We start from the raw sequence: 26867 nt of genomic DNA, 5'->3' as shown, positions 1-26867 counted from the left end.
CATCTCTTAGCTAAAAAGCAATGTCACACAAAGCAACATCCATTTTATTGTGAAATAAGTTTATTTTCTGCTTCAAGTGAATTTCCTGCTTCCAATGTATTATCTACTTCAAGTGTCTTTTCTGCTTGAAGTGTACTTTCTGCTTCAGACTTATCTACCGTTTGCAACGGCACAACCGGATACAATTGACCAAATTGCGGAATTGGCGTGTTTCCATCTCTCGAAGGTGTCAATTCAAGCACCCGCACAATGACACGTCCTGAAAAACGTTTTGCATACACATTCACAGCAAAGGCCTGCGCCAACTTTCCGCTTTGTTCCTTCATGTACTTCATATACTGGCTATATTCTTGATTATCTGTATTCGCGGGTACTGTAAATGTTGTCAATTGCCACTTATAGCCCCATCGATCTGTGTTTTCATTTTTCAATGTTTCGAAATAATATTTTTCAGTTCCAAGTCGGGTCCATTGCGTCAAATAGTATGCGCCGCCATCTTTATAGACCTTGGTTTCTAACTTCTGAGGAAGAGTCAGGTCAGGAATAGTGACATCAGGGCTCCACAGCACTTCCAACGTACCGAGAGCGGTAAATGTAGTAGGTAGGTCAATAATGATATGTCCATACACCTCTTCACGTTGTTCCTGAGCAGTTTTGCCAAACATGGCATCATCGCCAAAAATAGAAGGAAAAATCGTAGAACACCCTGCCATGGATACACAGCAAAGAAGGAACACTATGAGCCCCAGTTGTCGTCGTTTCATACCTCCGGTACCCCCTTTAAAAAAAAGAATGCCCTCGAAGTATACTCCGAGGGCAATTTTTACTTATATGATTACATCCACTACGAATTGCTACCACCAAAACCATTTCCGTACTCGTAGTACTGATATAGATCATTAAAGGATGGCATTGCGGCCAGACCGCCTACATCGGTAGGAGTAAGGCTGATTACACGTGCAACAACAGCAGGTGTGATCTTTTGATCATACATAGTTACTCTATACATAGGAGCAACTTGTCCGCCTTTCTCGCGGATGCATGCAAAGTATTTTGCGTATTCTACCTGCGTAGTGTTCGATGAAAGGGTGTAGTCACCTTTTCTCCAAGCTGTGCCCCACATTTCTGAGGTAGAGCCAACCAACGCTTTAAAACGGTAAAATGAGTTGTTGAACACCATTTTCTGTACGATGACGTAACTATCACCCATTCCGTAAATTTCAGAATTCCATCTCTGGTACGGGTACATACCTTCTATCGGAACATTTATGGTGTCAGGCAAAACACTTACAGTTGTGGAGCCAAGCATTGAATAACCACATGGCACTACGGTTTCTGCACTGCCGTACACTCGCATCGGCTCACCAGCCTGAGTTTGAGCGCAGCCTGCAAGCACCATCAGTGCGATTACAATAAACAAGCAACGTGTTAGTTTCATAGCATTCCTCACTAGATTTATGTGACAAGACTGTTGAGCAAGAATAATACTTATAATACCTTGCCAAGGGACTCTGCTCTTTTCAGCATCCCAACAATAGCGAATCGCGAATCTATTGCCATAATATTTTCAAATAACACCATTCTTTATAATAACTTACTACACTTCTAGCTTGTTCATTTTTTTATACGCAACAGGGAACGGTTTTTAACAGTCCAACAGGCATTATTGTTTTTATATTTACTGTTGTTGCATGTAATTATTTCATTATTTCATACACACAACAGTCTCTATTTTACTCTTTCTCTATATTTTAGTGCACTTAATCTTAATCTACAGTTAATAAAGCCTGCAAATTAGCCATTGATACATGCGATTGTTACTCCACGTACTCCTGTAACGTAATACAGACAATAATAGTAGGAGGTTCGGCCACACAATCAATTCCGTGCGAACACCCAGCTCACACTCTTTTTGACGGGATAAACGCATAAAAGCGCGGCACCCCTTCACACTTTTGTGTGAAGGCATACCACGCTTTCAACGTATTATCTGAACCTTGCGGTCCGGAAATATATACTTAGGTCATCAGCAATATGCAGCAGTGCGTATGCAATAGCACACAGCCACTACCCTTGCCTGTCCAAACAATTGGAAATTGAAGTTCCCGGTCTTGTTACCGACTTCTGGTAACCACGGTAACCTGATGACTTTTTCTTACTTGCTATAAGTTGAGACTTTAATGAGGCGTGCAACTTCTTTAGTTCATCTGTCAGCAGTAATTGAACATTCTGCATTTTCAGAAGCTTTTGTCGTAAATCACCCTCTATATCGCCTGTTCGGATTGCCCACGCCTCAGAAATAAGACGTTCACGCTCCACAGCGGCCTCATCAGCAACATCCATGTCACCATTCTTCAAGGCTTCCAGTTCTCGCTCCCCAATCCGGAGGGCTTCGTCAAGCAATGTAAGGCTGTTTGCCATACCTTTTATTCCTCGCAGACATTCTCCAATTTCCCACGCATAACAGCGACAACGCTTTTCCAGCGGGAAACGGCAGTTGCAAAATCACCATCAAGAATTTCAGCAAGAGCATGCCAATCTTCTTTACTGGTAGACTCACCCATACTTTCGAACTGGGCAGAAACTTCTTCAACTGTTGTTTCAAACAGCTCTTCTTTTTCATGCACGTATTCGCTACGCAGTACGGCGAGCATGCCCATAAAATCGTGTAATACGTTAAGCAACTCGGTAAATAATGCGAGTGCTTCAGCTTCCTGACCATTGCGGAACATGCCTGCAATGTGATGGGAGCTGTTTTCCATAAGTGCAACAACTTTATCAAGTTCTGCAACAATACCGAGAGCAAATTCGTTCATAGGAACGCTTTTAATCTCAACGCGCTCAAAGGAGCTAGTTTCTACCTGACCAGCCTGATTTGGATATTCTTCCTGAAACTGCGTCTCGTCTACGAGCACGTCAGTAACAATTCTATCCTCAAGCTCGTCCTCCATAACCTTGACGAGCAATTCCTCAAGGTTTGAAAAAGCGTTAACATTGTATTCTGCTGCATTACCGTCAATAACAATCATTATTGAGCCTCCTGATGCCTGATAAGGCGAAATTTTCCGTCACTCGCAGTAATACAATTTCTATGCCACGGATATTCCAACACAAACTGATCGGGTGAAGTAATTTTGCACACAGGGCATTCCCCTCGCAAACTAAAAAGAATAACCATCTGATTTTAAAGGTTTTTATAAGTAAATTCTTTTTTAACACTCAACGATATTCTGTTCTAACATTCCGTATACATTGTATAGATGAGCAGGCAGTTCGTGTATTTCACGTCAAGTTACTGACGAGATTCACTGATAGTGTTTTGACATAACTACTGCGTATCAACTGCAACAACAGTCTTTTGTCATTGCCTGCGACTATACCGTGATGGCTCGCGAGAGAACCCGCGACGATCACACTTGCAAAGAACAAAAAACACATTCCTCACTGCTGAACGTGTCATTTTTTCTATCTGATGCTTTGGCGATTCGACTCCCGCAGAAAGCGCATTGCGTCTTTATTGCTTCATCGGTTCACCCTGCATTGTAAAAAACAAACTACATCGTTTTGCTTATAATTATAAAACACAACTATGAGGATTTACTTGCTTTCACGTGGCAAGATGCTTAAAGCCATTTGAAAGCAATTTTCATCGCATTCTTTAAGCAGTGTAACGGCTCCGGTACTGATTTTCTAACCAAGGGAGCGCAAGCACCCTGCGATTACCAGTTCCGCCTCCGGACACCTCTTACTGCGTGCACAACTCGCCCAAGGTAAACAAAGGTTCAAAAAAATGGCGTTATTCACGAAAGAAGAAGCGCTGGAGTACCACAAAGCTCCTCGCTGCGGTAAAGTTGAAGTTGTTCCAGTAAAACCATGCGGTTCACAGAAAGACCTCTCTCTGGCTTACTCTCCGGGTGTTGCAGAAGCATGCAAAGCAATTCATGCTGATCCGGAAACAGCAGCCCTCTACACAAACCGCTCGAACCTTGTCGGTGTAGTTACAGACGGCACAGCCGTGCTCGGCCTTGGCAATATCGGCCCCTTAGCAGCAAAGCCTGTTATGGAAGGCAAAGGCGTTCTGTTTAAAACTTTCGCAGATATTGATGTGTTCGACATCAACCTCGACATTAAAGATGCAGACCAGTTCATCGCCACAGTTAAGGCAATGGAACCAACATTCGGCGGCATCAACCTCGAAGACATTAAAGCACCTGAGTGTTTCTACATTGAAGAAACATTGAAGCGCGAAATGGACATCCCTGTTTTCCACGATGATCAGCACGGCACCGCAGTTATCTCCGGCGCAGCCATCATTAACGCATGCGAAATCACCAACCGCGACATTGAAAAACTCAAAGTTGTTGTTGTAGGCGCAGGCGCAGCTGGTATTGCGTGTTCCAAGTTCTATGTAGAACTCGGTGTTAAACGTGAAAATATCTTCATGTTCGATTCCCGCGGTCTTATCCATTCCGGTCGTGAAGGACTCAACAAATACAAAGCTGAGTTCGCACAGGAAAAAGATCACGGCTCCCTCGAAGACATTTTGAAGGGTGCTGACTGCTTCCTCGGTCTTTCCGCAAAAGATTTGCTTTCCAAAAAAATGGTTGCTTCCATGGCGGAAAATCCAATCATCTTTGCAATGGCAAACCCTGATCCGGAAATTCCATACCCTGACGCAAAAGAAGCATCTCCAAATTGCATCATGGGCACAGGCCGTTCCGACTTCCCGAACCAGATCAACAACGTTTCCGGCTTCCCGTACATCTTCCGCGGCGCATTGGATACATGTGCAACTGAAATCAACGAAGCTATGAAAATTGCAGCTGCAACAGCTCTTGCAAAACTTGCAAAAGAGCCGGTACCGCAGTCAATTTGTGAAGCATACGGTGTGGATTCTTTGGAATTTGGCACCGACTACGTTATTCCAAAACCGCTCGACCCACGCATTCTTGAATGGGTTGTTCCTGAAGTAGCTAGAACTGCAATGGAAACCGGCGTAGCGCGTCTGAGCATTGACGACTTTGACGTATACAAAAAAGAACTCACTGCACGCTTGGAAGCATCACACAAACGCGTTGATGCATTTGTAGCAAGCTACTATTCCAAGTAAGATTGCGTATCGCATCTGGACTCCAAGCCGTTCCGGCCTTATACTGCCAGATGGACAATAAAAGCGGCGCGTCATGCTCTGCATAACGCGCCGCTATCGTGCATAGAAATCAATCAACTACCGGGCCTACCGGACAATCTGCTGTGGAGACAAACATGGATCTTCGATTCCAACAGGCACCAGCCGCTGAGTGGCAGGCAAACACTGTTCTTCTTTTCAATTTCAAAGATGAAGCAGTAACAGAAAGCATCCCTAATCTTAGCGAAACTATTCCTTGGATTACCATCACTCCTGCAATTCAGGATGCAAAAGGCGAAAAGAATCAGGTAACCGTTGCATACGGTCACCCTTCTATCCCACTGCCACGCGCTATCATCGTCGGCCTTGGTGAACGCAAATCATTTACTCTTAAAGTACTCCGCGACGCTGTAAAAACAGCAGCACTCAAATGCAGAGAACTCAAAGTAGACACATGCGCAATACCTGTTGAAACCATCGATACCATTGATGAAGAAAACGCAGTGCTCATCGAAGAAGCCGTTGCTTCTGCACTCATTGCCCTTCACACATACGACGCACTCAAAACTACTCAGAAAGAACCTGCACACACACCTCGCTGGATGGGTCTGCTTTCTTCTGAAGAAAATTTCCCGGACGAACTTCATGCAGCAGCACGTCGTGGTGAAGCAGCAGCCGCGGGCGTTAACTACACCCGCGATCTCGTAAATGCTCCTGCAAACGTCATCACTCCTGCAGTTCTCGCTGATAAAGCAGAAGAACTCGGCAAAAAATACAATTTCAAACGTACCATTCTTGGTCGCAAAGAAATTGAAAAAGCAGGCATGGGCGCATTTATGTCCGTTGCTGCCGGTTCCGATGCAGAACCAAAATTTATCGTTCTTGAACATGCACCAAAAGGTACCGAAACCGACGATCCTATCGTGTTCGTAGGTAAAGGCGTTACCTTTGATACCGGCGGGATCTCTTTGAAACCATCACTCGGTATGCATGAAATGAAATGCGACATGGGCGGCGCAGGCGCAGTATTCGGCCTGTTCGAAGCACTCGGTAATTCCGACATCGAACGCCGCGTTATCGGCATCACTCCATGTACCGACAACATGCCAAGCTCAACAGCGACCCACCCGGGTGACGTTGTAACCTCCCTCAACGGTAAAACCATTGAGGTTATCAACACTGATGCAGAAGGTCGCCTCATCCTCGTTGATGCACTCACCTACGCACAGAACGAATTTAAACCGGCAGCACTCATCAACCTTGCAACCCTCACAGGTGCATGTGTTGTAGCTCTCGGCGCTCACGCAGCAGCAGTATTTTCAACAGACGATGAGCTTTCAAAAACAATCACCGACACAGGTGAGCTTGTTGGCGACAGATACTGGCCAATGCCATTGTGGGACTCATACTTCGAGACCCTCAAGTCTGACGTTGCTGATATGAAAAACGTTGGCTCCCGTGAAGGTGGCGCAATCCACGCTGCACTCTTCCTTAAACAGTTTGTTGAAAAAGATGTACGCTGGGCCCACCTCGACATCGCAGGCCCTGCATACAACACCAAAGGCGGCGCAACCGGCTTTGGCGTTCGTACCCTGCTCGAAATTGTTCGCAAAGGCGTTTAATCACCCTGCGCACGATGCGTCCTCCGGCAAAGCGACAAGTATGATGCTCTGCTAACCGGAAGATGTTCAAAAAAACTAGTAAAGGCTGTCCCGCACAACGAGGCAGCCTTTTTTATTGCCATATTCGTTTATTCAGCCTTTCAACTATACTGCCGCACCACATGCGGGTGTGCTACCCTATGTGCTACACTTGTTGCACACATTTAGCTTAAAAAAGGATGCAGACCATGAAAGTTGAAATAGACCATTTGACGCTCAATGTTGAAAGCCCCGACGTATGTGTGACTTTCTATACCGAAGTTATCGGGCTGACGGCTGAAAACTACGATGCATGGAAAGAAGGAAAAGCAAAATTCCCTTCCGTGCGAATCAACACGCATAACATGATCCATTTTTTCCCTCCGAACATGTGGGAAGAACTAGGCGATCTTATCTGCACACCGGGTAAAGCAAATCATGTGTGCCTAGCATTTGCGGATAAGGAATGGAAAGCGCTGCTAAAACGAATTGCCGACCATAAAATCACTATCAGAGGGCCGTTTATCCTAGGTGGATCACGCGGAACAGGGACATCAATATTTGTTACTGACCCTGAAGGATTTACTATCGAATTAAAAACATACGATAACGATTAGCATAAACTAATTTTCGCAGTTTTTAGTGCATAATTTGTATTGACAGGACGACCGTAAGCCCACTAAAAATTCGCACGCGTTTTGTGTTATATTTGCGCGTGCGTGTGCCTGCCATCCGGTTCTATAAGGCATGCACTTGTAGAGGATACGGCAACTTACCATTTTCTTTTGTTGCCGGTGGTACACACCATTAATGGAGTATGTATGAGGTACGACAGTTGGCCAACAAGAAAGCCCTCCAGCAGTGGAGCATTGATGACTCCGCTGAACTGTATGGCATCCGTAATTGGGGTGCCGGTTACTTTGACATTACTGACCATGGCGACGTTGCCATCCACCCGTTTGGACGTGGCAGCAACGTAGCTGTCAGTATTCCCGAGGTTATTAGAGAACTCAAAGAGCGCGGCCTTGAGCTGCCTGTTCTCTTGCGCATTGAAAACATTCTCGATTCGCAGATTTCCTCTCTTCACAATTCCTTTAGAGACGCCATCAAAAGCCTTGGCTACAAGGCAGAATACCGAGGCGTTTTTCCCATCAAAGTCAATCAGCAGCAGCAAGTTCTTGAAGAGATAGCCAATTTTGGCTCATCTTTTCATCATGGATTTGAAGTTGGCAGTAAAGCTGAGCTTATTGCCGCCATCTCTCAAATGCGTGACCATACTGCATGCCTTGTGTGTAACGGATACAAAGATGAAGAATTCATCGACCTTGGACTCCACGCCATGCGCATGGGCTTCAACTGTATTTTCGTTATGGAAATGGGCTGGGAACTGGCTACGCTGTTAGAGCGTGCCGCTTTGCTTGGCGTAGAGCCACAAATCGGCGTGCGTGTTAAGCTTTCAGCACAAGGCGGCGGTCACTGGACTGCTTCCGGCGGTGAGCGTTCTTCTTTCGGGCTTTCAATGTCGCAAATTACCGACATTATCGACACCCTGAAAGAACATAACAAGCTGCATTGCTTAAAGCTGCTGCACTATCATCTTGGTTCACAGATTCCTAACATCCGCAGTATTCGCTCTGCTGTTCAGGAAGCTTCCCGCGTGTACGCCGAACTCGTTCGTGAAGGCGCACCAATGGGATACATTGACCTTGGTGGCGGGCTTGCAGTGGATTATGATGGTTCACATACAAACTATGTCTCCAGCCGAAACTACAGCGTTAACGAATATGCGATGGACGTTGTAGAAGCGGTTATGACAACACTCGATAAGCAGGACATTCCGCATCCGCACATCATTACCGAATCCGGTCGTGCTGTGGTTGCGTACTATTCTGTACTGCTTTTCAACATCCTCGATGTAAGCAAAATTGAAGACGGTAATGTCCCTGAAGAAATTCCTGTAGACACACCTGAACCAATTGTAAGCATGTACGAGGCATATAAATCTCTCAGCTTGCGTAACATTCAGGAAGCATACAACGATGCTCTCTTCTACAGAGATGAAACACGTCGTATGTTCCTTGACGGAAGAGTCAACCTGCGCCAGCGAACACTGGCAGACAACCTCTTCTGGGCAATCACCAAAACTGTTGCCAAGCTGAAAGATAAACTGAAAATAGTACCTAAAGAGCTGGAAGAAATTGATACAGCTCTTGCAGATATATATTACGCTAACTTCAGCGTATTCCAGTCCCTTCCGGACTCATGGGCAATTGACCAGCTGTTTCCGGTAATGCCGCTGCATCGCTTGAAGGAAGAGCCGTCCCGCTACGCCATCATTTCAGACATCACATGTGATTCTGACGGCAAGCTGGACTCGTTTATTGACCCTAAAGGCCAGAAGCCCCTGCTTGACCTGCATCCTATGAAAAACGGTGATGAGTACTATATGGGTGCTTTCCTCGTTGGTGCATATCAGGAAACCCTTGGCGATCTGCACAACCTGTTCGGCGACACCAACGTTGTCAGCGTACGTATGTATGAAGACGGCAGTTACGAATTTGTACGTGAGATTGAAGGTGACACAGTGGGCGAGCTGCTCGAATACGTAGAGTATGACCAGCGCAGAATCATGGAAGACCTGCGCTCTATGGCGGAACAATCCGTGCGCGAAGGAAGAATCACCGCTGCGGAACGATTCGAACTTCTACAGGCGTTCTATGCCGGTCTGCGCGGCTATACTTACTTTGAAAGATAATTTTTGCGGCTAAATCGTATCTCAAAAATGAAATTTTGAGGTAGATTTCAGTACCGCACCATGCAAGGAGTACAACTATGTCTAAAGTGTTGATCATCGGCGCTGGCGGCGTCGGCGGCGTGTGTGTACACAAGTGTGCACAGGTTCCTGAAGTTTTTTCCGAAATCGTTCTTGCATCCAGAACCATTGAAAAATGTGATGCAATTGCTTCTTCAGTTAAAGAACGTACCGGTCGCGACATTGTTACCGACACAGTAGATGCTGACAACGTGCCTGAGCTTGTAGAACTCATCAACAAGCACAAGCCTGTTCTCGTTATCAACCTCGCACTGCCGTATCAGGATCTCACCATCATGGACGCATGTCTGGAAACAGGTGTGAACTACCTTGATACTGCCAACTACGAACCGCTTGATGAAGCCAAGTTCGAATACAAATGGCAGTGGGAATATCAGGAGCGTTTCAAAGAGAAAGGCCTCATGGCACTTCTCGGTTCCGGCTTTGATCCGGGCGTAACCAATATTTTCTGCGCACATGCAATGAAACACCAGTTTGATGAAATTCATCAGCTCGACATCATTGACTGCAACGCAGGCGACCACGGTCACCCGTTCGCAACCAACTTCAACCCGGAAATCAACATCCGCGAAGTTACTGCAAACGGCCGCTACTGGGAACACGGCGAATGGCTTGAAACTGATCCGCTCAGCTTCTCCATGAACTACGACTTCCCTGAAGGCATTGGTCCCAAAAAGTGTTTCCTCATGTACCACGAAGAGCTTGAGTCTCTCGTAAAACACTTGAAAGGTCTCAAACGTGCCCGTTTCTGGATGACCTTCTCCGACCAGTACCTGAACCATCTCCAAGTGCTCGAAAACGTTGGCATGACACGTATCGACACCGTTAAATACAATGGTCAGGACATCATCCCTCTCCGATTCCTCAAAGAAGTTCTTCCAGAACCAGCAGGACTCGGCGAGCGCACAAAAGGTCGCACATGCATCGGTTGTCGCATGAAAGGTATGAAAGACGGCGAGCCTAAAGATTACTACATCTACAACATCTGCGACCACGAAGAAGCATTCAAAGAAGTTGCTTCACAGGCTGTATCATACACCACCGGCGTACCAGCTATGATTGGCGCGATGCTTATGCTCACCGGCAAATGGACTGGCGAAGGCGTCTTCAACATGGAAGAACTTGATCCAGACCCATTCATGGAAAAACTCAACATTCACGGTCTCCCATGGACAGAAGTTACCTTCAAAAATTAAATCCAGAACGCCTGCCTTCTCCATGCTTTGTTGTGGATGAGGCAAAGCTTGCGGATAACGCGGCTATTTTAGATTCCGTGCAACAGCGCACCGAGGCAAAAATCCTCCTCGCGCTCAAAGGATTCGCCACATACAGCACCTTTCCGGTACTGAGCGGCGTCCTGCACGGAACCTGCGCTAGCTCTCCGCACGAGGCGAGACTGGGACGTGAAGAATTCGGCGGCGAAGTGCACAGCTTCGCCGCTGCTTATTCCGACAACGACATGGCAGAGATCATCAAATACTCTGACCACATCGTGTTCAACTCTTTTGCACAGTTGCGCAAATACCGCCCGCTTATTCAGGCATCAGAGCGCACCATCAAAATCGGCGTGCGCGTTAACCCGCAACACTCCGAAGGCGCAACGCCCATCTATGACCCGTGTTCCCCCGGTTCACGTTTAGGTGTGCGGCTTGAAAACTTTGATGAGAACGATCTTGAAGGCGTATCCGGTCTGCATTTTCACACACTCTGTGAACAAGATGCAGATGCGCTTGATCGTACGCTGGAAGCCGTAGAAAAGCAGTTTGGTCATCTTCTCCAGAATATGGAATGGCTCAACTTTGGCGGCGGGCACCACATCACCCGCGAAGGATATGACATAGATCGTCTCTGTGCGTGTATCGAGCGCGCTAAGACACGTTATAACGTTCAAGTGTATCTTGAGCCGGGTGAAGCCGTTGCGCTCGACGCAGGGCTACTCGTAGCCACAGTCCTCGACGTAATCAAAGCAGATATGGATATCGCCATCCTCGACGCGTCAGCCGCATGCCACATGCCAGACGTATTAGAGATGCCGTACCGACCATTCGTCATTGATTCAGGCGAGAAAAACGAGAAGGCACACTCCTACCGCCTAGCCGGTAAATCCTGCCTCGCAGGGGATGTCATCGGAGAATACTCTTTTGATACCCCGCTCAAAGCAGGTGACCGTCTCGCGTTCACGGACATGGCTATCTACTCCATGGTGAAAACAAACACCTTCAACGGACTACAGCTGCCTGCAATCGCACGCTACAATCCAAGCTCCGGCGACCTGCACGTCGTTCGTGAATTTGGATATGACGATTTTAGGTGCCGCTTGTCCTAATATTTTTTTCTTTTTTTGCCTTCGGCGACCAGAGAACCTTTTTGAAAAAAGGTTCTCTGGACTCTCCAAAAACTTTTATTTGCGAGCCCAGCCTGTTGATTCCGTAACCTCGCGGCTTTTACAACACTACCAGTCTCTTTCTACGCTCTTTCCAACTCTCCACCTTCCTTTCTTCCGATATTTAAAGGTTGGAGCACTCAATCGAAATTTCTTCCTACAAATAAATTTCACTTTGCCTAAACGGAATCACAAAGCTCATATATTCCACATTAAGTCACTAGCTAGCCACATGTTCTCTTTCAGAGCTTTCTATTTTTATTTCAAATTGTTACGTTAACCAGCGCCAGCCTTGTAGTACTTGACTACTTAATCGTAACTTGATGTTTAAAACTAAATTCAGCGAAGTGCAGTGGTAGTATTCAGCGAAAGACTCTCGCGCTGTTTTTAGTGCAAAAAGCGATAAGCAAATCGTATCCAGAAGTTCCGCGATCCGCCCGAGAGACTGAAGCAGAAGGCTACCTCTGTACTACGTGCACTCAGGTATCATTCCTCTTATTAATTCTAAACAACAGCTTACAATATCAACTTCTCAAAAAAAAACTTTCTACTTAACGTAACTTCCAAATATACTTACTAAGTATCAATTTCAGCGAAGCGCAGAGGTAATGTTCTGCGTAAGACTCTCGCGCTGTTTTTAGTGCAAAAAGCGATAAGTAAATAGTATTCTGCAACTCCGTTATTCGCCCGAGAGGCTGAAGTAGAAGATTACCTCTGTACTTCGCGCGCCCTATTTCACTCCCCCTAACCCATCACTAAACCAAACAGTGTTGCCAACAAATTCATCAAAAAGTATAGTAAGAACATGAATAGATTTTTAGCATCAGAACTTGAAGAAACTACACCGGAACAATGTCGATTTCAGATTGTTCCGGTACCTTTTGAAGCAACGGTTTCTTATGGTGGGGGTACGGCTGACGGGCCTGAAGCAATTCTCGAAGCTTCAGATCAACTTGAACTATGGGACGGTGAATCCATTCCCGCAGACGATGGCATCTACACTCATGAGCCAGTCGACTGTACAGGATCTGCTGAACAGGTGATTGCCCGCATTGAATCAGCGGTAACAGAAGCATCCCAATACGGGCTGCCAGTTATGCTCGGCGGTGAACATTCCGTGACACTCGGCGCATTGCGTGCGCTTAAGAAAAAGCACGGCACATTCGGTATCGTTCAATTTGACGCTCATGCAGATTTACGAAAAGCCTATGAGGGCGATCCGTACAGCCATGCATCCGTCATGCATCGTGCACTTGAACTTGAATTACCTGTCTTTCAATTAGGTGTTCGCGCTTTTTGTACAGAAGAAGTTGAAGTCCGCACTAAACACAACATTCCGCATATCGATGCCAAAGATCTGGCACTCAAACCACTGCCGGACGTTCTGCTTCCTGAAGATTTTCCGAAAAATATTTACATCACCTTTGACGTGGATGGGCTCGACCCGTCTGTTATCCGCGCAACTGGCACCCCTGTTCCCGGTGGTATCCAGTGGTGGCAGGCCATCACATTGCTTGAGAAGGCTGTGAAAGATCGAAATGTCATTGGTTGTGATGTGGTTGAACTTGCACCGCAGGAAGGCGATCACGCATCAGATTTTGCTGCTGCTCAGCTCACATACTCCATGTTGGGAATTATTCAGCGATCTGGTATATAACACTACAGGAACCCAATTTACTGCTATCTTAAGCCAACACTTTTAGATCTTGGTGGTGACAGTATGAAATTTGCTATTATCTCTGACATTCACAGTAATGCGTATGCCCTACAGGCTGTTCTCGATGACATCTCGACTCGTGGTGCCAACCATATCGTTAATCTCGGTGACACTCTGTACGGACCACTTGCTCCTAGAGCTACCTACAACCTGCTAACATCATATAATGTTATTTCAATTTGCGGAAATCAAGATCGGCTGCTGTATGAAGTTGCACCCGAAGAAGTTTTAAAAAATCCAACACTTCAGTTTGTGTTGAATGACCTTGGTGATGCTCCGGTTGAGTGGCTTGATACGCTCCCCTTTGACTGCCAGATAACTAGAGAAATTTATGCCTGTCATGGCTCGCCAACCAACGATTTGACGTATTTATTGGAAGACATTTCCAGTGGTATTCCACAAGTTCGCTCGGACGGCGAGATAATACGAATGCTCGACGGAGAAGATTCTGATGTGATCCTTTGTGGTCATACTCATCTTCCGCGAGTTGTTGAACTGTCATCCGGTCAGCTTATAGTTAATGCAGGAAGCGTTGGCCTGCCTGCATATACTGACAATCACCCTGTCGTGCATTCCATGCAGACGTATTCTTCGCATGCATCATACACAATGCTGGAACAAGATTCCGCTGGCTGGAAGGTTCAGCAAATGAATATTCCATATGCCGTGGAAGATGCTGTTGCTGCGGCAACAAGACAAGAACGTTTCGACTGGGCACGCTACCTTGCAACGGGTAGAGGCGATTAGATCAAAATCACAAATAAAAAAACCGAAGCTACATGTGTAGCTTCGGTTTTTTGTTTTAGGTGAAAAGCCCCATCTATCAAATAGTCTTTTCAAAAGGAAAATAGCTGTTTTCTACAAGCGCTCTACAACCAAGTTGCCCATGGTGTTACAACCAACAAGGGTTTCACCTTTGGACATGATGTCACCAGTTCTGTAGCCTTCGCGCAATACTTTCTGAACTGCTGTTTCAATAGCGTTCGCCTCTTTGATGAGGTTGAAAGAATGACGCAGCATCATTGCCATGGAAAGGATTGATGCAAGCGGGTTAGCTTTGTTCTGACCTGCGATGTCCGGTGCGGAACCATGAATCGGCTCAAAAAGGCCAGTGCCGGATTTGTTGAGGGAAGCAGAAGGAAGCATACCGATAGAACCGGTGATTACTGCAGCTTCATCAGACAAGATGTCACCGAAAAGGTTGCCAGTCACGATAACGTCGAACTGGTTCGGGTCACGAACAAGCTGCATTGCAGCGTTATCAACGTACATGTGAGTGAGTTCAACTTCAGGGTAATCAACCGCAACTTCTTCTACAACAGCTCTCCACAAACGGGAGACTTCGAGTACGTTTGCTTTATCTACAGAACAAACGCGCTTGTCGCGTTTCATGGCTGCTTCAAAAGCAATGCGAGCAATACGACGAACTTCGTCTTCGTTGTACACCATGGTGTTGAAACCATAACGAACACCGTCGCGTACTTCCTGACCCTGCGGCTGTCCGAAGTAGATGCCGCCAGTAAGTTCACGAACAACCATAACGTCGATGCCGTCTTCTACGATATCCGGACGCAAGAAACATGCGCTGGAAAGTTCAGGGAATAATTTTGCAGGACGCAAGTTGGCAAAAAGACCAAGCTCTTTGCGGATGCCAAGCAATCCAGCTTCAGGACGAGTCGCACCATCTAAATTATCCCATTTAGGGCCGCCTACAGCGCCAAGAAAGACTGCATCCGCTTTCTTACACGCTTCAACAGTTTCCTTCGGTAACGGGCAACCTGTGGCGTCAATAGCGCAACCACCAATCTGCTCTTCTGTGAAGGTTACGTTATGGCCAAACTTGTTCGCGACTGTCTTCAAAACTTCTACTGCCTGAGTGGTGATCTCCGGCCCGATGCCGTCACCCGGCAATAAAACAATATTCATATCCATGATCTTTCCCTCTATGAAAATTTTTTCCGCAGTTTAGCAGGAAAATAGGTGCCTCCGGCGGGTCTTCGACGAGCCTCCGGCAGCCAGAGAACCCTTTTAAAAAAGGGCTTCTCTGGACTCTCCTAAAACTTTTATCTGCGAGATACGCTTATTTTTTCTGTAACTTAACGGCTTACGCCCCACTACCTTGCAGCGATTTGGAGCGCTTACCTATTACTTTTCTTCTAATTTTTCGCTTACGTACGGAATAAGTCCGCCATTATCGACAAAATCGCGCATAAACTGTGGAAGCGGCGGGAATTCGATTACTTTGCCAGTGGTCACGTTGATGACGGTACCAGCTTCGATATCCACGGAGACTACATGTCCATCTTCAATATGGATGATCTCTTCACCGATTTCGATGAGCAAGAGGCCCATGTTAAAGCTGTTACGGTAGAAGATACGCGCAAAGGAATGCGCAACTACTACCTGCATACCAGCACCAAGAATTGAAATTGGTGCATGTTCACGTGAAGAACCACAACCGAAGTTTTCACCGGCAACCATGATGTCGCCTTCAGAAACACGCTCTACCCAGCCTGCTTCAAGACCTTCCATGCAGTTTGCACCAAGCTCTTTTTCATCAGTCGTTACCAAAAAACGCGCAGGAATGATGGCATCTGTATCTATGTGATCGCCCACTTTGTGAGCTTTACCTTTTAAAGTCATGATCATTTCTCCCAAAAAGAATCAAATCGTTTGTGATTGAAACCGAAACAACATCAACATCTCGATGTGCCTCTATCTTTCCAACCACCACTCACCTATTCGCGGTCAAGGGGGCGTCCCCCTTGCGGGTGCAGGGCAGAGCCCTTGCCCGTCGGAGACACAAACGTCCTAGACCCGCCGGAGGCATCAATAAAAATAACAACTACACCTTGCGAGGATCAGCAATTTCACCAGCTAAAGCACTTGCCGCAGCAACGGCAGGGCTTGAGAGGTAAACTTCTGACTCAAGGCTGCCCATGCGTCCTCTGAAGTTACGGTTGGTAGTAGCTACTGCTACTTCACCGTCAGCAAGGATGCCCATATGTCCACCGAGACAAGGGCCACATGTTGCAGGACCTACGATACAGCCTGACTCCATGAAGGTTTCAATGAGACCTTCGCGCAATGCCTGTTTCCAGATGGTAGGCGTTGCCGGAAGTACAATTGTACGAGTGCGAGATGCTACTTTGCGTCCTTTAAGTACGGCTGCTGCTTCGCGTAAGTCGCTGATACGACCGTTGGTGCAGGAACCGATGACGACCTGATCGACCTTTTTAGGTTCGACATTTTCAATTGGATGCACGTTATCCGGCAAATGCGGACATGCAACCATTGGTGACATGTTTGATACGTCGAAGTTAAGAACACGTTCGTATTCTGCGCCTTCGTCCGGTGCGAGCAGTTCGTCGTTACGACCACGTGCAGCGGTGTATTCAAGAGTCTTTGCATCCACTGGGAAAAGTCCGCATTTACCACCGGCTTCAATTGCCATGTTAGCAATGGTCATACGGCCTTCAACGCTGAGGGCATCAATTGTGGAACCGCCAAATTCGAGCGCTTTGTAGAGCGCACCGGATACACCGATTTCACCGATGAGACGCAAGATTAAGTCTTTTGCACCAACGAACTCAGGAAGCTCACCGTTGAAGATGGCGCGGATTGTTGGCGGTACTTTGAACCATGTGGAACCAAGTGCCATGCCGCCCGCTACGTCTGTTGAACCAAGGCCTGTTGCGAAGGCACCGAGACCACCGTAGGTGCAGGTATGGGAGTCTGCGCCGATTACGATGTCACCAGGGCCTACAAGTCCGAGTTCTGGCAAGAGAGCGTGTTCTACGCCGCAATCGCCACCTTCGTAGTAATGCGTAATGTTTTGCTCCTCCGCAAATTCACGTGTATTTTTCACCTGAATTGCGGAAGCGATATCTTTTTGCGGTGTAAAGTGGTCCATTACGAGAGCCACTTTATCTTTATCAAACACAGATTTTGCGCCCATTGCCTTAAATGATTTAATGGCAAGCGGTGCGGTGATATCGTTTGCAAGAACCAGAGAAACGTCGCATTGAACGATCTGTCCGATTCCTTCGATTTTTTGATCAGTGTGTTTCTGTAATATTTTTTGTGCGAGTGTGTGCGCCATGACTGTTAACCCTCCGAGTTCATTTTATCGAGTCTGTTTAATGCGTTCAGGAATGCTCTTGCGCTAGCGGCAATGATGTCAGGATCGGATCCACGTCCAACTGTGCTGCATTCATTCTCTTCGAGGCGTACGGTTACCTCGCCCTGTGCATCTCCGCCGCTGGTGATGGCGTTAACACTGTATCGTTTGAGCTTTGGTGAGCGCCCTACGATCTGGGAAATAGTTTTGAATACTGCATCAATCGGACCTGCGCCGAATGTAGTGTGCTCCCTACGGATACCGTTAATTTCCATTACAACGGCAGCGGTTGGTGGCACTCCCACATCACTTGACTGAACGGAGAGATGTACCAGTCTGTACTTATCCGGAATACGGTAGACTTCTTCAAGGATAATTGCCTCGATGTCTGCGTCGTAAACCTTCTCTTTTTTATCCGCGAGGCGCTTAACGGCCTCGAAAACAATCTGTAATTCGTCATCTTCCAATGGGTAACCGAGTTCAGTCGTTTTGCCTTTAATGGCGTTACGACCGGAATGTTTACCGAGGATGATGTCTGTTTTTTCACGGCCTACGGACTCAGGGGTCATAATCTCGTAGGTTTCGCGATTTTTGAGCATGCCGTCCTGATGAATACCGGACTCATGCGCAAATGCGTTTGCACCAACAATGGCTTTGTTCGAAGGAATCGGCTGACCAATGATCATTGAGAGCAGGCGACATGTCGGGAACAACTGTTCAGACTTCACCTGAGTTTCAAGATCGTAGTAATCACTGCGAGTACGTAACGCCATGATGAGCTCTTCGAGCGCTGCGTTACCTGCTCGTTCTCCGATACCGGAGATAGTCACTTCTGCCTGTCTTGCACCTGCATTAATCGCAGCAAGGGTGTTTGCCACACCGAGACCGAGATCGTTATGACAATGCACACTGAAGACAGCTTTGTGGCTGTTGCTGGTGTTTTCAATCACGTAGCGAACCATATCGCCAAATTCCTGAGGCTGTGCATACCCCACGGTATCAGGAATGTTGATGGTGGTTGCGCCTGCGTTGATTGCTGTTTCTGCAACTTTTGCGAGGAAATCCCAGTCAGAGCGGGATGCATCTTCTGCAGAAAACTCAATGTTAGAGGTGTATTTTGCTGCGTGTTTTACAGCCGCTTCTGTCATTTCCAAAACCTGTTCCGGTGTCTTACGGAGCTTGTACTCCATGTGTACCGGACTGGTTGCTAAGAATGTATGAATTCGTGGATGCTCTGCGTCTTTGATTGCATCCCAGCACCTATCAATATCCGCCGCCATCGCCCTACACAAACCAGCAACCTGTGAATGCTTAATGGTCTGTGCAATTTTGCGAACTGCTTCAAAATCCCCTTGGCTTGCAGCAGGAAAACCTGCTTCCATAATATCGACACCCAAATTCTCGAGTTCCCGCGCAAGACGAATTTTTTCGTTCTGGTTCATTGTTGCGCCGGGAGACTGCTCTCCATCTCTCAAAGTGGTATCGAAAATGTATAAGCGATCGGACATTGTATTCTCCTGTGGAGTTATTCTTTTTTTATTCTATTTCATAAACTAATTTCACAAAAACCTCACTTAGTTCGCTAGTAGATTACATAGTAGTGGGCCAAACGGACGGTATTCGTTCTTCGATCGGTTCATTTGCTTGGTGACGTATGCTGAATGCATGATTTAGGCTCCTTTTTATAACATAATTGTTAAGTTTTATTCCAAATATGAAAAAAGCTCCGGTTCCTTCTGTGTAGAAGAAACCGGAGCTTGGTTTGCTTGTACTTTAAGAGTAAAGGCTAGGGGGCGGTGTGTTACTCGCCGTGCCTTTCCTCCGTGCTGTTAGCTCTCGGAAAGGTCACCCAGTAACTTATTGGACCTGCGTGATAGAAATAGGAATGTATACACAGGTCCGCTAATAATATAGCCGCCAATAATAATGAAGCCTAGTAGCTTCGGCTCGCTAACAATTAGCGTAAATATAAGAATAGCAGATACAAGGGTGCTAAATGGACGAGCCTTAACGAAACCGTACTCCTTAAAGGAGAAGTAACGTACGCGGCTAACCATTGAGAATGCTGCAACAAAAGTAAGACCCAACGCAAACGCAGGGACAATACTAGAGAGTTCAGCAGGAATGTACTGGGTAAAGAATACGAAAGCAGCGAGTGCACAGCCGCCAGCAGGTGAAGGAAGTCCGATAAAGAACTTCTTAGGAACCACTGCTGTGGATACGTTGAAACGCGCCAATCTGAGAGCAGCACATGCTGCAAACAAGAATGCAACGGCAATGCCGAGACGGTTAAACTGGTTAAGGTACATTGAGTACATCATAAAGGCTGGTACGAGACCAAACGCTACGAGGTCACACAATGAGTCGTACTGCACACCAAATTCACTGGCAGTGCCAGTAAGACGTGCAACCTTACCATCTAAGCCATCCATGATAGCGGAGAATATAATAGCAGCAGCACACAGCTCAAATTTGCCCGAAGATGCCCAGATCAACCCCATGAATCCTGAAAAAAGACTCGCGGTGGTGAAAAGGTTAGGCAAAATGTAAATACCCTTACGGGCTTTTGATTGATCCATGTTTATGTGCTTCCTTATTAAAATCGAAAATATCTATTGGTGATGAACTTTGCTAAGAATATTACTTTTCGTCTTTGCTGGCAATTACAGTTTCACCTGCAAACACCTGCTCACCAATAGCAACGGAGGGAGCATAGCCCTCTGGTAAGTAAAGGTCAACCCGAGAACCAAACTTGATCATTCCGTAACGTTCTCCACGGGTTAACGCATCTCCCTCGTCAACACGGCACACAATTCTGCGAGCAATAAGGCCTGCAATCTGTACCATTGTCCAACGGCTGCCATCGGCATGCTCAAGGTCATATGCACAACGTTCATTGTCGCTTGAAGCCTTGTCCCATGCGGCATTTAAGTACTTTCCGGAGAAGTATTTAATACCACGAACAGTGCCTTCAATCGGGGAGCGGTTCACATGTACGCTAAAAACGTTCATGAAAACACAAACACACATACGACGCTCACCAGTAAACGGGTCTTCCATTGGAGTAATTTTAATTACTTTGCCGTCAGCAGGGCTTACAGCAAGGCCTTTAGCGGTTGGTGTCACACGTTCCGGATCGCGGAAGAAGTGCAGGCTGAACCAGAAAAGAATAAAAAATACAGTGGAGAGTACCCAGCAGCCCATAATGGCAAATGCAAGGGTACCAAGACCGGTCAACACTAAAGAAGGAATACCTTCCGGGGTAAGGCCGCTTGTTGCTTTTCTCATGATATATTTCTGCCGGACAAAAACTCCGGACTTGCTTGTTTGTTGAAAATCAGCGGACACGTTATGCAATTTTCATCTATAACGCAACTTTTGAAGAGTGTGGCACTCTCATCCGCATCCTTCCACTCACGCTATTATACTGTAGGGAAGATGACATTCGGGAATAACGCCTGAAGACGTTCCAGAACTTTGTCATGTTCATCGTACAGCAGTGTCTGTATTCCAATTTCACCAGCACGCAATAAATTCGATGGATTATCATCTACAAATAAAGAGCGCTCAGGAGTCACATCCATTGCACGCAAGGCGTAATGAAAATAATCATGAGAACGTTTGGAGATACCTTCACGGTACGAGTTAAACACCCTATCAAAATGGGAATAAATAGAATGTTCAAAGTCGAGATCTTCTAGCCAGTTGGTATGATCGCTTAAAATGGCTGTTTTTACACCGCTTGCGCGAATAACATCCACAACTTCAAGCATCCATAATCGCACAGCAAATCCTGTCAAAATTTCCAGATGCAACAATTCGCTTTGCTCAACTAACCCTGTCTTTTTGCGTACTTCTTCCCAAAATTCCGCTTCAGTTGCTTTGCCGGTCGCGTAGCCGCCCTCATAACAAATTTCGGTAACTACGGACTGAAACTCGTCCTGATCAAAACCGTTACGCGCAGCAATTTTACGCAATCCCTCCACAAAACCTTCATCAGCTAACACGCCGCTGAAATCGAAAAATACAACATCTATTGGTTGAGTCAGTTCAGTGGTCATAACGAAACTCCAAATGTACGTAAGCACCATTTCATAATTTTTATATTTGCATACACAACGCAACTGAGCCAATCTTAATACGAACTCTTAGACATAATATTATACCTCAAAGAGGAAAGAGCAACATGCAGGACACAAAAAAAATTCGCATTGGTATTTCTTCCTGCCTACTTGGCAATCCTGTTCGCTTTGATGGCGGGCATAAAAAAGATTTATGGCTTGTGAATACACTAGGGGAATATGTTGAATACGTCCCCGTGTGTCCTGAGGTTGAAATGGGTCTCGGCATCCCTCGAGAAGCGATGCGCCTTGTAGGAAAACCTGAAGACCCGAGACTTGTTACAAACAAAACATTTCTGGATCACACAGCACAGATGAAAGAGTTTTCGGCGCAAAGGGTTCAAGAACTTGAAAATGAACACTTGTGTGGATTTGTCTTTAAACGTGCATCCCCTTCCAGCGGCATGGAGCGGGTAAAAGTATATAAAGATGTTGATCCGAAAGAAGCCAAGAATGCCGGTCCGCCAAGCTTAAAAGGTATCGGAGTCTTTGCCAGAGCCTTTATGGAACATTTTCCGCTGCTTCCTGTAGAAGAAGAAGGAAGACTTTGCGACGCACCGTTTCGTGAGAATTTTATTGAACAAATCTTTGCCCTTCAACGGTGGAGAGAGATGCTCAAACAACCGTTTGCATATCGTAATTTGGTAGAATTCCATACTCGCCATAAATTACTGCTCATGTCCCATAGCGTCGAGCACTACCGCTCCATGGGCTCATTGGTAGCACACGGTAAGCAAATGGACACGCTAGAGCTGCTCCAGCAATATCAGAATGAATTACTCACGACCCTTAAGATAAAAACGACGGTCAAAAAACATACAAACGTACTACAGCACATCGCCGGATATTTTAAAAAAGCGCTCTCCGCTGACGAAAAAAAAGAACTTCAGGAAGTTATCGAACAATACCATTCCCAATTAGTGCCCCTTATTGTTCCGCTGACTCTGTGTAACCATTATGTCCGAAAATATGATGAAGAATATTTGTCATCGCAATGGTATTTGAAGCCACATCCAATAGAATTGAAGCTACGAAACCACGTTTAAACACTGCTACGTCCCGTTATACTAACGGGACGTAGTCTTTTCCAACTGCATTTTTGCTTACTTCTAACGGTTTGTTTGATGATATATTGCAACTAGCACTATAAATTGAACTATTTTTTCAACGTCAGAATATGCAAGCATTACGCTTCATTGATCGTACGTTTTATAGTTTTATAAACAAAACCCCTTTGAATAACAGAAGAAATAACCATCACCCCCTTGTCACTATGGCGGTGAATAGGTACTACTCTAATATCGTGGACAAAATTACGAATCGATATTCCATAGGGGGTTCTTGTGAATAAAAGCGAACTTGTTAAGTTGATGGCTGAGGATCATAACCTGTCTAAAGATGAAGCAGTACTGCTTGTAAATGTCTTTTTTGACAGCATCCGAGAAGCTCTTGTCGAAGAAGGCAGAGTTGAAATTCGTGGATTTGGTTCTTTTAAAGTGAAAGAGTACAAGGGATACAAAGGCCGTAACCCTAAAACCGGTGAAAGTGTGAAGGTATCTCCTAAAAAGTTACCTGTTTTCCGTGCAGGGAAAGAACTCAAAGAAATGGTAAACAAATAGAGTTTCTTTTTCCTGTAGACCAACTCTTTGCAACCTGAGACACACACTCCGGCTGAATTGCGCTGTGCAGCATATGCACAATGGTGCGGTTACCAGCAATAGCGCCGGACAATATCTCACATTCGTATTAGCGTTCGCCTTCCTGTGGAATTCGCAAGTATACGATGCAAAGCAAAAGAAAGAGTGGAGCATGCGAGCCCCACTCTTTTTATTTTCCGTTTTCAAAAAAAAGCGCCCCAGTTTGCTGATAGCAACGGGGCGCTTTTTTATTGAAAAGAATTACGGCTAAAGCCCATCGTCAGGCTCTCCATTTTCATCTTTTAAATCCAGCGTGAAATGATACGTATCGTCATCAAAGTCTTTTGAGACTACAAATCCGAGGGATCGCGCAAGCTCGACCATATTCTTATTATCGCCAAGAGCTTCGCCTGTAATCTGCTTTGTATTACGGGAACGCAGATAGTCCACGAGATGCGCCATCAACATGCGCCCCAGCCCCTTGCGCTTCCAGTCACTGCGAACAACCACTGCAAACTCAGAGGTTTCATTATCCGGTGAAATCATAGCACGGGCAGACCCGATGGTAAGAGGCTCTTTTCCTTCTTCAGGAATAGTCTGAACAATGAACGCCATCTCCCTGTCGTAGTCAATCTGTGTCAGCTTAACCATTTCAGAACGCGGTAGCTCGCCAACATTACCAAAGAACCTAAAACGCCTGTCCTGCGGACTGAGGTTCTCCACGAAATCCCAGTGGGCGTGTTCATCTTCAGGTCGAATAGGACGCAGACGAACAGTCAGGTCTTCACCCACCTGAATAATTTCTTCCAGTTCAGCTGGATACGGACAAATCGCAAGCTGATCTGCACCACCCATATCTGTCCACGCCACACGGACGGCAGCATCAAAAACAAACGCTCCGCTGGAATCAGCCTGCACGGGGTTGATCTCTAGTTCAAAAACTTCCGGTATATCAATCAGCATCTGTGAAATAGATACAAGCATTTCATATACAGCCTGCGTATCCACGCCTGTAACTGTTTTGTTACCCACAAGCTGCTTGCTCACATGTGTTGATGCTACAAGCTCTTTTGCAAGGCTCATATTCAACGGTAGCAACTCTGTTTGCGTATCCTGTATAATATGCGCCAGAGAGCCACCCTGCCCGAAACGGATTACAGGGCCAAACTGCGGGTCTGTTTCGATTTCAATAGAAAGCTCTACCCCACGCAAACGCTGCGTCATTCGCTGGACTGCAAAACCGTTAATGCGTGCGAATGGCTGATACTGGGCAACATTCATTACTATAGATTCAGCAGCGGCTGTAGCTTCAGCGCTATCCTGAATATCCAGCATAACCCCGCCGACCTGTGACTTACGGAAAATATCCGGCGAAATCACTTTGATCGCCAGCGGATACCCCACCTCATCTGCAATGGCTGCAATCTGCTCTACTGAATCAGCACTGCGTGTAGTGATGCAGTTAATGTCGTAGGCGGCAAGCAGTGCTTCCACTTCCTGCACTGTTAGCATCTGGCGTTTCTCTTCGAGCGCCTGCAAAACAATCGCGCGGCTTTTCAGCACGTCTGTTTTGTTATCAGGACGCGACTCCGGTGCTTCCGCCAGTTTAATCTGGTTACTTCTGTACTGCACAAGATACAGGAAGGTACGCACAGCACTGTCCGGCGTAACGTAGGAAGGCACCTTTGCCTTGAAAAATATGTTTCGCGCTATGTCGCCATCGCCTCCACCAAGCCAGCTTGTAAGGATAACCTTCTTACTGCGTTTGCAGGTTTTTACTACCTGTTCAGCAATAGCAGCGCTGTCCACACCGGCTGTAGGGATATGCAAAACGAGGATGCCATCCACAGAACTGTCACGCAGTAACGGCTTTATGGCGTTGGCGTACATGTCAGCATCGGCCTTGGCATCAATTACTAATGGATTCCAATACGACCAGCTGCTTCCGAGTGCGTCGTCCAAATGCTGACACGCTTCGTCTGTCAGCTCAGCAAGCTCTCCGCCTCCCTTTAGCAACAGATCAGTGGCAATAAATGCCGGTGCTCCACCGTTTGTGACAATAGCCAACCGTTTACCTTTCAGAGGCTTTGACCATGCAAGCGCCTGAATGGTGTCAAAAACAGAGTCAATGGAATCCATCCGAAGCATACCGGCTCGTTTGAATGCGGCTTCGTACACTTCGTCCGCACCCAGAATCATGCCTGTATGTGCAGCCACAGCTTGCTCTGCCGCATGGGATTTGCCCGCTTTAACAACGATGACAGGCTTTGAACGCGAAAGCGCACGCGCAGCAGACATAAACTCGCGGGCATTGGCGACTGACTCAAGGTACAGCAGCACGGCACGGGTATTCATGTCTCTGTTCAGATAATCCAGCACTTCGCTGAAGCCCACATCTAGCACATCTCCGAGAGAAATTACGTGAGAAAAGCCAAGAGATTTGGACACTGCCCAATCGAGCACAGAGGTAAACAGGGAATCTGACTGTGTGACAAAGGCAACTTTGCCCGTGGTAAATGGAGATGAAGCAAGACTGGCATTAATGCCGAGGGAAGGATTGATGAAGCCGAGCCCGTTAGGCCCCAGCAAACGTACAGAAAATTTATGCGCCAGCGCAACGAGTCGTTCACGCTTACGAGTGGCTTGCTTTGTGTTGAACCGTGAAAAACCGGAAGAAAACAGAATAGCGTTCTGTGTTCCACGTTTACCAAGCTCTTCTATGTAATAAGGAACCTCGTCTGCATCAACGCAAATGATGGCAAGATCCGGTGTAATAGGAAGTGTATCAATGGCAGTGTAAACAGGCTGACCGAAAATAGTATCCGGCGAATCCGGCTGTGTCACAACCGGAAGTATTGGCCCCAGAAATGTACCGCCGAGCAAATTTTGCATGCAGTCACTGGCAGGGGTTCCAGACTCTTCAGAAGCACCAATTATTACCACAGAGGTCGGTCGAAACATCTGTTTTAGCGTCGAATGACTCACACAGACTCCTACGATTGGTTCCGGTTGGGATTATGCAACAGCAAGTAAAAAACACTGTAGTTGAAACTCATGGTAAGTTCAAACAGTTGTATTGCTTTTACCTCTGCAAAATCAGCCCCCTTGAATTCAGCCTTCAACCATACCTTTGCCATGCCATTCACTGTGCCTTTTTCTACCGCTTACCGGTAGCCATGTTATTCACCTTTCGATTCATACCGTTCACCGAAAAAGAATGTCTTTTTTGAAACAGATGGTTGCATAGTGCAGTTGTTCATTAACAAACCGAAATGCTCTCGCAGGTTA

Annotated in this window: 22 protein-coding genes; 10 read left to right on the top strand and 12 right to left on the bottom strand. The window is 46.4% G+C overall.

The window, feature by feature from the left end; all coding sequences use genetic code 11:
• Nucleotides 1-44 precede the first annotated feature (44 nt).
• From ACZ5V1_RS16315 to ACZ5V1_RS16300, 4 genes are all read right to left on the bottom strand, one after another.
• On the bottom strand, nt 45-764 hold the full coding sequence (locus ACZ5V1_RS16315; protein ID WP_464389738.1) for a hypothetical protein: 720 nt from the start codon (nt 762-764) through the stop codon (nt 45-47).
• Between the two features lie 80 nt (nt 765-844).
• Complete coding sequence (locus ACZ5V1_RS16310; RefSeq protein WP_464389737.1) at nt 845-1438, bottom strand: hypothetical protein; 594 nt, start codon at nt 1436-1438, stop codon at nt 845-847.
• A gap of 629 nt (nt 1439-2067) precedes the next feature.
• Nucleotides 2068-2421 carry a hypothetical protein gene (locus tag ACZ5V1_RS16305; protein ID WP_160716588.1) on the bottom strand — a complete coding sequence of 118 codons (354 nt, stop codon included), beginning with the start codon at nt 2419-2421 and terminating at the stop codon, nt 2068-2070.
• A 5-nt stretch (nt 2422-2426) separates the two neighbouring features.
• Nucleotides 2427-3029, bottom strand: a complete 603-nt coding sequence (locus ACZ5V1_RS16300; protein ID WP_373792911.1) for a DUF8043 domain-containing protein — start codon at nt 3027-3029, stop codon at nt 2427-2429.
• A gap of 761 nt (nt 3030-3790) precedes the next feature.
• Between ACZ5V1_RS16300 and ACZ5V1_RS16295 the strand changes: the two genes are divergently transcribed.
• The 8 genes from ACZ5V1_RS16295 (at nt 3791) to ACZ5V1_RS16260 (ending at nt 14448) form a co-directional block, all read left to right on the top strand.
• A complete protein-coding gene (locus ACZ5V1_RS16295) occupies nt 3791-5110 on the top strand; it encodes a malic enzyme-like NAD(P)-binding protein (RefSeq protein ID WP_464389736.1) in 1320 nt (439 codons plus the stop codon).
• 155 nt (nt 5111-5265) lie between these two features.
• Nucleotides 5266-6750, top strand: a complete 1485-nt coding sequence (locus ACZ5V1_RS16290; RefSeq protein WP_464389735.1) for a leucyl aminopeptidase — start codon at nt 5266-5268, stop codon at nt 6748-6750.
• 227 nt (nt 6751-6977) lie between these two features.
• Nucleotides 6978-7385 (top strand): VOC family protein, encoded by a 408-nt coding sequence (locus tag ACZ5V1_RS16285; protein WP_464389734.1) that lies wholly within the window; start codon nt 6978-6980, stop codon nt 7383-7385.
• Nucleotides 7386-7585: 200 nt separating this feature from the next.
• Entirely contained in the window at nt 7586-9523 is a 1938-nt protein-coding gene (gene speA / locus ACZ5V1_RS16280) for a biosynthetic arginine decarboxylase (RefSeq protein ID WP_464389733.1), read from the top strand.
• A 77-nt stretch (nt 9524-9600) separates the two neighbouring features.
• Nucleotides 9601-10797, top strand: a complete 1197-nt coding sequence (locus tag ACZ5V1_RS16275) for a saccharopine dehydrogenase family protein (RefSeq protein ID WP_464389732.1) — start codon at nt 9601-9603, stop codon at nt 10795-10797.
• Complete coding sequence (gene nspC / locus ACZ5V1_RS16270) at nt 10770-11927, top strand: carboxynorspermidine decarboxylase (RefSeq protein ID WP_464389731.1); 1158 nt, start codon at nt 10770-10772, stop codon at nt 11925-11927. Before ACZ5V1_RS16275 ends, nspC begins: the two co-directional genes overlap by 28 nt.
• 862 nt (nt 11928-12789) lie before the next feature.
• On the top strand, nt 12790-13641 hold the full coding sequence (speB, locus tag ACZ5V1_RS16265; protein WP_464389730.1) for an agmatinase: 852 nt from the start codon (nt 12790-12792) through the stop codon (nt 13639-13641).
• Between the two features lie 63 nt (nt 13642-13704).
• Nucleotides 13705-14448 (top strand): metallophosphoesterase family protein, encoded by a 744-nt coding sequence (locus ACZ5V1_RS16260; RefSeq protein WP_464389729.1) that lies wholly within the window; start codon nt 13705-13707, stop codon nt 14446-14448.
• A gap of 111 nt (nt 14449-14559) precedes the next feature.
• Here the strand turns inward: ACZ5V1_RS16260 and leuB are convergent, their stop codons facing one another.
• The 7 genes from leuB to ACZ5V1_RS16225 all read right to left on the bottom strand — a co-directional run bounded on the left by leuB (nt 14560) and on the right by ACZ5V1_RS16225 (nt 21882).
• Nucleotides 14560-15633: a 3-isopropylmalate dehydrogenase gene (gene leuB / locus ACZ5V1_RS16255; RefSeq protein ID WP_373792903.1), complete on the bottom strand. Its 1074-nt coding sequence runs from the start codon at nt 15631-15633 to the stop codon at nt 14560-14562.
• Nucleotides 15634-15846: 213 nt separating this feature from the next.
• Nucleotides 15847-16344 carry a 3-isopropylmalate dehydratase small subunit gene (locus ACZ5V1_RS16250; protein ID WP_464384911.1) on the bottom strand — a complete coding sequence of 166 codons (498 nt, stop codon included), beginning with the start codon at nt 16342-16344 and terminating at the stop codon, nt 15847-15849.
• Between the two features lie 202 nt (nt 16345-16546).
• Nucleotides 16547-17803: a 3-isopropylmalate dehydratase large subunit gene (gene leuC, locus ACZ5V1_RS16245; RefSeq protein WP_464389728.1), complete on the bottom strand. Its 1257-nt coding sequence runs from the start codon at nt 17801-17803 to the stop codon at nt 16547-16549.
• Between the two features lie 5 nt (nt 17804-17808).
• Nucleotides 17809-19329: a 2-isopropylmalate synthase gene (locus ACZ5V1_RS16240; RefSeq protein WP_464389727.1), complete on the bottom strand. Its 1521-nt coding sequence runs from the start codon at nt 19327-19329 to the stop codon at nt 17809-17811.
• Nucleotides 19330-19650: 321 nt separating this feature from the next.
• A complete protein-coding gene (gene pssA / locus ACZ5V1_RS16235; RefSeq protein ID WP_464389726.1) occupies nt 19651-20400 on the bottom strand; it encodes a CDP-diacylglycerol--serine O-phosphatidyltransferase in 750 nt (249 codons plus the stop codon).
• A gap of 61 nt (nt 20401-20461) precedes the next feature.
• Entirely contained in the window at nt 20462-21109 is a 648-nt protein-coding gene (locus tag ACZ5V1_RS16230; RefSeq protein ID WP_464389725.1) for a phosphatidylserine decarboxylase family protein, read from the bottom strand.
• A gap of 134 nt (nt 21110-21243) precedes the next feature.
• Complete coding sequence (locus tag ACZ5V1_RS16225; RefSeq protein WP_160716560.1) at nt 21244-21882, bottom strand: HAD family hydrolase; 639 nt, start codon at nt 21880-21882, stop codon at nt 21244-21246.
• Nucleotides 21883-22007: 125 nt separating this feature from the next.
• Here ACZ5V1_RS16225 and ACZ5V1_RS16220 point away from each other — a divergent pair, with 125 nt between their 5' ends.
• Nucleotides 22008-22988, top strand: coding sequence for a YbgA family protein (locus tag ACZ5V1_RS16220; RefSeq protein WP_464389724.1), 981 nt, complete (start codon nt 22008-22010; stop codon nt 22986-22988).
• 297 nt (nt 22989-23285) lie between these two features.
• Nucleotides 23286-23561, top strand: coding sequence for an HU family DNA-binding protein (locus ACZ5V1_RS16215; RefSeq protein ID WP_160716556.1), 276 nt, complete (start codon nt 23286-23288; stop codon nt 23559-23561).
• A gap of 285 nt (nt 23562-23846) precedes the next feature.
• Here the strand turns inward: ACZ5V1_RS16215 and ACZ5V1_RS16210 are convergent, their stop codons facing one another.
• On the bottom strand, nt 23847-26564 hold the full coding sequence (locus ACZ5V1_RS16210) for a bifunctional acetate--CoA ligase family protein/GNAT family N-acetyltransferase (protein ID WP_464389723.1): 2718 nt from the start codon (nt 26562-26564) through the stop codon (nt 23847-23849).
• Nucleotides 26565-26867: the final 303 nt, after the last annotated feature.

The organism is Halodesulfovibrio oceani subsp. galateae, from assembly GCF_055397225.1.
The sequence above is the reverse complement of the archived record's forward strand: the minus strand, read 5'-3'. Positions and strand labels throughout refer to the sequence as shown.

Excerpts from the sequence above, each read along its gene's own strand:
- ACZ5V1_RS16315 (WP_464389738.1), bottom strand. The coding sequence starts at position 764 with ATGAAACGACGACAACTGGGGCTCATAGTGTTCCTTCTTTGCTGTGTA.
- ACZ5V1_RS16310 (WP_464389737.1), bottom strand. The coding sequence starts at position 1,438 with ATGAAACTAACACGTTGCTTGTTTATTGTAATCGCACTGATGGTGCTT.
- ACZ5V1_RS16305 (WP_160716588.1), bottom strand. The coding sequence starts at position 2,421 with ATGGCAAACAGCCTTACATTGCTTGACGAAGCCCTCCGGATTGGGGAG.
- ACZ5V1_RS16300 (WP_373792911.1), bottom strand. The coding sequence starts at position 3,029 with ATGATTGTTATTGACGGTAATGCAGCAGAATACAATGTTAACGCTTTT.
- ACZ5V1_RS16295 (WP_464389736.1), top strand. The coding sequence starts at position 3,791 with ATGGCGTTATTCACGAAAGAAGAAGCGCTGGAGTACCACAAAGCTCCT.
- ACZ5V1_RS16290 (WP_464389735.1), top strand. The coding sequence starts at position 5,266 with ATGGATCTTCGATTCCAACAGGCACCAGCCGCTGAGTGGCAGGCAAAC.
- ACZ5V1_RS16285 (WP_464389734.1), top strand. The coding sequence starts at position 6,978 with ATGAAAGTTGAAATAGACCATTTGACGCTCAATGTTGAAAGCCCCGAC.
- speA (WP_464389733.1), top strand. The coding sequence starts at position 7,586 with ATGTATGAGGTACGACAGTTGGCCAACAAGAAAGCCCTCCAGCAGTGG.
- ACZ5V1_RS16275 (WP_464389732.1), top strand. The coding sequence starts at position 9,601 with ATGTCTAAAGTGTTGATCATCGGCGCTGGCGGCGTCGGCGGCGTGTGT.
- nspC (WP_464389731.1), top strand. The coding sequence starts at position 10,770 with ATGGACAGAAGTTACCTTCAAAAATTAAATCCAGAACGCCTGCCTTCT.
- speB (WP_464389730.1), top strand. The coding sequence starts at position 12,790 with ATGAATAGATTTTTAGCATCAGAACTTGAAGAAACTACACCGGAACAA.
- ACZ5V1_RS16260 (WP_464389729.1), top strand. The coding sequence starts at position 13,705 with ATGAAATTTGCTATTATCTCTGACATTCACAGTAATGCGTATGCCCTA.
- leuB (WP_373792903.1), bottom strand. The coding sequence starts at position 15,633 with ATGGATATGAATATTGTTTTATTGCCGGGTGACGGCATCGGGCCGGAG.
- ACZ5V1_RS16250 (WP_464384911.1), bottom strand. The coding sequence starts at position 16,344 with ATGACTTTAAAAGGTAAAGCTCACAAAGTGGGCGATCACATAGATACA.
- leuC (WP_464389728.1), bottom strand. The coding sequence starts at position 17,803 with ATGGCGCACACACTCGCACAAAAAATATTACAGAAACACACTGATCAA.
- ACZ5V1_RS16240 (WP_464389727.1), bottom strand. The coding sequence starts at position 19,329 with ATGTCCGATCGCTTATACATTTTCGATACCACTTTGAGAGATGGAGAG.
- pssA (WP_464389726.1), bottom strand. The coding sequence starts at position 20,400 with ATGGATCAATCAAAAGCCCGTAAGGGTATTTACATTTTGCCTAACCTT.
- ACZ5V1_RS16230 (WP_464389725.1), bottom strand. The coding sequence starts at position 21,109 with ATGAGAAAAGCAACAAGCGGCCTTACCCCGGAAGGTATTCCTTCTTTA.
- ACZ5V1_RS16225 (WP_160716560.1), bottom strand. The coding sequence starts at position 21,882 with ATGACCACTGAACTGACTCAACCAATAGATGTTGTATTTTTCGATTTC.
- ACZ5V1_RS16220 (WP_464389724.1), top strand. The coding sequence starts at position 22,008 with ATGCAGGACACAAAAAAAATTCGCATTGGTATTTCTTCCTGCCTACTT.